This window comes from Sphingomonas sp. (assembly GCF_035317925.1).
In the GTDB taxonomy this organism is placed as follows: Bacteria; Pseudomonadota; Alphaproteobacteria; order Sphingomonadales; family Sphingomonadaceae; genus Sphingomonas_I.
Genome location: NZ_DATHFV010000147.1, coordinates 1 through 5,981, shown reverse-complemented (window position 1 = coordinate 5,981; position 5,981 = coordinate 1). Strand labels below are relative to the sequence as shown.

Genomic DNA, 5,981 nt, shown 5'->3' with positions numbered 1-5,981 from the left:
GAATCCGAGCGGCGGAATTCAGCGAAACCGGCGACGTCGCGCAGCACATCCTCCAGCCGGTCGCTGGCGGTTGCGGTCAGACGCGTGCGATCGATCGTGACGACGTCATAAGCGGCATTGCCCGCAACCTGCCCCAGTCCTTCGCCGGTAACGATGATCTCGGCGGGCGGTTCGGGTGGGGGCAGCGCGGGCATTGCCCGCTCCTTAGCGGTGTGTGACGGTTTGTGGAGCGAAATCGCCCGTTTGGCGCGGGTCGCTTCTCGCCATCAGGCGGCGCACAGTTTGAGCTTGGTCTTGAGCAGTCGCGTCGCGTCGTCGAACGGGACCGCCTTGCTGAACAGGAAGCCCTGGATCGAGGTCGCGCCCTGCCGGCGAAGGATGTTGAGCTGGCTCGCTTCCTCGACCCCTTCGGCGGTGGTCTCCATGCCGAGCGCGTCGGCGAGGTCGATGATCGCCTTGACGATCGCCGCCGCGCCGGGGCGCGATTGCAGCGCCATCACGAACGACCGGTCGATCTTGATCTTGTCGAACGGAAAGCTCTGCAGATAGCTCAGCGACGAATAGCCGGTCCCGAAATCGTCGAGCGCAATCCGCACGCCCAGGCCGCGCAACGTGTGCAGCAATTGCAGCGTGCTGTCGGAGCGTTCGAGGAAGATCGATTCGGTGATCTCGATCTCCAGCCGCTCGGGCTTGAGGCCGCTATTCTGCAGCGCCTGCAACACGACATGGCTCAGCCCGGGCCGCTGGAACTGGATCGACGAGACGTTGACCGCGATGCGCACATGTTCGGGCCAGCGCGTGGCCTGGCGGCAGGCCTCCTGGATCACCCAGGTGCCGATCTGGACGATCAAGCCGGTTTCTTCGGCGATCGGGATGAATTCGGCGGGCGGGATCGAGCCGCGCGTGGGGTGGTTCCAGCGCAGCAGCGCCTCGAAACCGCCGACCCGATCCGCGGCCAGGTGGAAGAGCGGCTGATAGTGCAGCTCCAGCTCGCCATTGGCGAGCGCATGCCGCATATCGACTTCGAGCGCGCGGCGCGCCTGGGCGAGCGCGTTCATCGATTCCTCGAAGAAGCGATAGGTGCCGCGCCCGGCTTCCTTGGCCTTGTACAGCGCCAACTCGGCGCTGCGCAGCAGCGTATTGTTGTTGGTGCCGTCGGCGGGCGCGATCGCGATGCCGACGCTCGCCTTGTTCTCCAGCACATGCTCGTTGACGTGGATCGGCGCCTCGACCGCCGCCAGCGCGCGCCGCGCCAACTCGTCGATCGCGCCGGTCTCACCGTTGAACGGCTTGACCATCACGAACTCGTCGCCGCCGAGGCGCGCGACGAAGATGTCGCCGACCTCTTCGCCGAGGCGCGCCGCGATCCGGCGCAGCAATTCGTCGCCGGTCGGATGGCCGAGCGTGTCGTTGATCGCCTTGAAATTATCGAGATCCATGCAGAGCAAAGCGACCTGGCCGCCGCGCCGTTCGACCAGCCGCAGCTGATGGTCGAGATGCTGGTTGAAGTTTGCGCGGTTGGGCAGGCTGGTAAGCAGATCGTTGAAGGCGAGGTGCGTGATCCGTTTCTCGCGCTCGACGATGTCGGACGACATGCGGTTGAAGGTCGCAGCCAGGCGGCCAAGCTCGTCCATGCCGCCGATCGGAACGCTCACTAGCTGGCCGTCGGCGAGCTTGCCCGCAGCCGCATCGAGCAAAGAGATGGGCAGGGTGATCGACCGCGCCATGCGCCACGTAGCCATCACCACCAAAGCGAGCCCGAAAATGCCAATCACCGCTATCGCGATTTCGAGCGGACGATAGGGCCTGAGCGCCAGCCGCATCGGATATTGCAGCAGCAGCACCGCGGGCGGAGCGCCTGGCACGGTCGGCAGCCGCTTGGCCAGCGCGATCGAAAGACCGCCCGGCCCGTCGATCTCGGCCGGCTGCGCCTGCCGCCAATTGGCTTCGATGAACCGGCTCACCGCCGGGTCGGGCGCGCGTGTGCTGCGGTCCGCGCCGTGCCACGAGCCGTCGTCATTGCGCTGGTAGACGGCGGCGGTGAGCGGAATCGCGGAAAGCCGCTCCAGCGAGCGCATTTCATGCTGGTCAAGCTCGGCGGCGAACACCACCCAGCCGGTGAGCGCGGGTGCCATGATCGGTGCCGCGACGATCTTGTGCGCCTGGCCGCCGAGCGGTGCGACGCCGGCGGTTACGCCCTCGTCGAGCCGGGTCGACAGCGCCGAGGCTTCCTTGGCCTCGCGCGGATCTTCAAGGCCGGTGACATTGCCGTTGACGTCGACGATGAAGGCGGTGCTCAGGCCGACCCGCTCGCGCAGGTTGACGAGCGCGGACTCGATCGTGTTGCGGTCGTGCGTCGCAACCGCCGCGCGGAAGCCGAAATCGCGCGCCAACAGACCGGCGGCGCCGCGCAGCTGGCTGGTCTGCTGATCCCACAACCGATCGAACACGGTGCCGTTGACGACCAGTTCCTTGCGCACCTGCGCCTTCGAATTGTGCGCGACCACGCCGTAAAGCAGCCCGGCAACGCACAGCATCGCCACCGCGAACAGGCCGGCATAGAGCACGGCCAGCCGCGTGCGCAGCTGACGGAAACCGAAGGGCCGGCGGAACAGCATCAGTAGCCCGATCCGGGATCGTGCGGCGGGGTCCGCATCGGCGTGACGAACCGCTCGGCATGAACCGCGCTCTCGGAGAGCACGGTGTTGCGCGAGACGCTGTTGCCGGGCGTGCGCAGATAGGGATGCCAGACCGATATCGTCACCGCGCCTGCCGGAATACCGTGCAGCACGACATGGCCGCTGGCGTCGGCCGTCTTCGCCCAGGGCGTGTCGACCACGTCGAGATAGGCGATCATGCGGTCGTGGATGTTGCAACCCAAAGGCACGATACCCGCCTTGTCGAACAGGACCGACTGGTTCTGTTGCTTGCTGGCCAGCTTGAGTTCAAATTTCTTGGCCGGCGAGAAAGAGTAGACGTGATGGCGGACCGGATCGTGGTTCATGAACATCACGCTCGCACCCGCCGGCACGGTCGAAACGAACGGGTGGAACTGAATATCCTGCTGGTCGATCATATAAGTGCCTGCCGGACGCGGCCGGGGGGTCGGCTGGCCGACCAGATGGACGGCGACGACCGCGCCCGCGATCGGCGCGCCGTCGGGCCCGTGGACCTGCACGTCGAGGTCGGCCGCGCGCACGGCCGCTGGCAGCGCCAGGGCGCTCCAGACGCAAAAAGTCGCGGCAATCCAAATACGCTGGCGTCGCATGAAGTAACCGGTAACACGGAAATCTAAGCAAAACCTAACCGCCGTCGCGATTTCCAGCATTAATCGCCGACTATGCCGCGCAACCGCAAGCTGAGGCGAAGGATATTCTCGTGCTGCCGGGGGGCGATGCCTTCGCGCAGGCGGGCTTCCCGCCGACTGTCGATATGCAATGCTTCTGCGAACAAGGTGGCGTGGCGGAGCAAGGACCAGCGCGCGGCGGCGGTCGCGGCCCAACCGGTCTCGTTATCGTCGGACAACACTTCGCTGCCATGGTTGCGCGTATCGAACGTCTCGATCCGCCCCGAAACCGATCCGGCCGCGGATCCCATCATCACTTGCCGCGTCGCGAGCAGGAAGACCGAGCGATAGCGCATATCGATCCAGCGCCGCCCCTCTGCACCCATCGGGAAACCCATGATCGTGGTGCCGTCGATCGCCTGCGTGGTCAGCCGCGTCTTGGCATCGAGATCGAGCGTCGCGCCGAGATGATCGAACCGCGTGCGCCAGCCCCACTGCTGCCCGGCGTCGACCGCTTCGGGATCGCCGCGATTGTCATAGTGGAAATATTGCAACTCGAATGGGCCGGGCGGTGCCCAGCTGAGCTTGGCATACCAGCCGACATGATGATCCAGATCGATCATTGGCCGTGTTGCGCCCGCCTGCGCCCCCCGCATGAAATCGTTCATGAACGGAAGCGGCTGAAAGCCGAACAGGGTCGCCTTCTCGTCGTGCAGTGCCCAGCCACGGAAGGTGAGCAAGGTGCCGGCGGTGTCGTTGAGTTCGAAGCCGGCGGCGGTCAGCGACAGGCGGTTGCCCGCGATGATCGTGCTGAACGTCGCCTCGACCCCGCCGACTTTCACCTCTTCGCCGATCCAGCTGTTGATTGCGGATGGCGTGATCGTTTCACGAACCGGCCATTCGCCGCCGCCATGCTCCAGGCTGACCTGCGGCCAGAAGATGCCTGCGCGCACGTTCAGACGGACATTGCCGAGCGGCAGCGGACGCCAGCGCAGATAGGCTTCGCTGACGTCGACTGCCTTATCCTGATCGTGCTGGGCAATGACCGAGACCAGCCCGCTCAGCGACCAGCCGAAATCGGGCTGCAGCACCAGGCCCGCCTCGGTGACATAGGGCCGCACGCGCAAGCCGTCGCCATGGGGGTTGCCGAAGCGGCCCTTGCCGGTGCCGCCATCGTCGAGCCAGCTGCGCGGCCCGTCGGCGGCGGCAAGATCGAGATTGGCGTAAGCGGTCAGCAGCCCCGTTTCGGGCGTGTCGGCGGCCAGAGCGGGAAAGGACGAGAAAGACAGAAGGGCGGCGCCCAAAAGGCCCAGCCGTCTCGAGGACGCGATAGGAGGCAAACTTGAACCCATTCTGCCGCCTTAGCCAAACATGGTTAAGACCGCTTTATCACGGAATGGGCTTCTGCCTAGCAGGTCCGATGCGGTCCTTTAGCGGCGCACGTCGAGCCCGCCCTCCAGAAAAGCGGCCAGATCGCGGCGGTTGAACAGGCTCGCATCGCCGGGCAGACTATGCTTGAGCGCGGTGAGCGCGAGCCCGGCCTGTGCCACATCCTCCAGCGCCATGTCTTCGAGCAGGCCATGCAATATGCCAGCCGCGAAACTGTCGCCGGCACCGATCCGGTCGACGATTCCGGACAGCAATATTTCTTCCGTCTGGAAGCCGCGCTCGGGCGTGTCGATGCGCGCGGAAATGCGGTGGTGGTCGCTATCCTCGACGTGGCGCGCGGTGGACGCCATCAGCCTGAGCTTGGGGAAAGCCTTGAACGCGGCTTCGGCCGCCTCGCGCCGGCGGTGCTCGCCCTCGCCCGAATAATGCTGATCGAGCAGCAGGCCGACGTCGCGATAATTGCCGAACAATATGTCGGCCTGGGCGACCAGGCGGGAGAGGGTCTCTTGCGGCTTGCCGTCCCAGGCATCCCACAATTTGCCGCGCCAATTGCCGTCGAACGAGATCGGAATATCGCGGCTGGTCGCGGCCTCTGCCGCCGCAAGCGCGACGCGGGTGCCGTTCGGCCCGAGCGCGGGGGTGATGCCCGACAGATGGAGACGGCCAGCGCCTTCAAGGACGCGGTCCCAACCCCAGCTTTCCGGCGGCGCCTCCGCGAAGGCGGAAAAAGCGCGATCGTAGATGACCTCGGTCGCGCGCAGGCCCGCGCCGGGCGTCACGAAATAGAGGCCCATCCGTCCCTCGCGGCGCTGGATCAGCCCGGTATAGACACCCTGCGCGCGCAGCGCCTTCACCGCCGCTTCGCCCAGCGGATTGTCGGGCAAAGCGGTGACCATCCGGGTCGAATGATCGAGCTGCGCCAGGCTGGTCGCGACATTGGCCTCGGCCCCCGCCACCCACACGTCGAGCTTGGCCGATTGCAGCAGCAATTCGCGGTTGGGCGGGGACAGGCGCAGCATGATCTCGCCGAAGTAGATGATCGGCTTGGTGGATGGCATCGTGCGGAGGAGCCTTTCGATTGTGCCGACCCTTCTAAGCGCCGACGGTCGGATACGGCAAATCAGCGGCGCGGATCGAAATCGGGATGCTGCGCGCGGACGTAGGCCGTCCAGGCGTCATGATCGTGGAAATCGAGGCCCCGGTCCCATGCCGCGCCCGAATAATAGACGAACGGCACGCCCGGCTTCTCGCGCAGGATGATCAGATAATTGTCGGCATCCTCGGTGATCTTCACCAGCGATTTGGG

The 5,981-nt window shown here is 65.7% G+C and carries 6 protein-coding genes; all 6 read right to left on the bottom strand.

What is annotated here, in order from left to right; translation table 11 throughout:
* Positions 1-194 (bottom strand): hypothetical protein (locus VK533_RS11245; protein WP_324377635.1); only part of this gene is annotated, 194 nt, incomplete at its 3' end.
* A 72-nt stretch (positions 195-266) separates the two neighbouring features.
* On the bottom strand, positions 267-2,618 hold the full coding sequence (locus VK533_RS11240; protein ID WP_324377633.1) for a putative bifunctional diguanylate cyclase/phosphodiesterase: 2,352 nt from the start codon (positions 2,616-2,618) through the stop codon (positions 267-269).
* Positions 2,618-3,199 carry a methylamine utilization protein gene (locus VK533_RS11235; protein ID WP_324377631.1) on the bottom strand — a complete coding sequence of 194 codons (582 nt, stop codon included), beginning with the start codon at positions 3,197-3,199 and terminating at the stop codon, positions 2,618-2,620. The genes VK533_RS11240 and VK533_RS11235 overlap by 1 nt, the downstream gene beginning before the upstream one ends.
* Before the next feature lie 128 nt (positions 3,200-3,327).
* A complete protein-coding gene (locus VK533_RS11230) occupies positions 3,328-4,590 on the bottom strand; it encodes a hypothetical protein (RefSeq protein WP_324377629.1) in 1,263 nt (420 codons plus the stop codon).
* A 126-nt stretch (positions 4,591-4,716) separates the two neighbouring features.
* Positions 4,717-5,733, bottom strand: a complete 1,017-nt coding sequence (locus VK533_RS11225) for a sugar kinase (RefSeq protein ID WP_324377627.1) — start codon at positions 5,731-5,733, stop codon at positions 4,717-4,719.
* 62 nt (positions 5,734-5,795) lie between these two features.
* A partial coding sequence (locus tag VK533_RS11220) for a DUF4861 family protein (RefSeq protein ID WP_324377625.1) occupies positions 5,796-5,981 on the bottom strand: 186 nt, incomplete at its 5' end.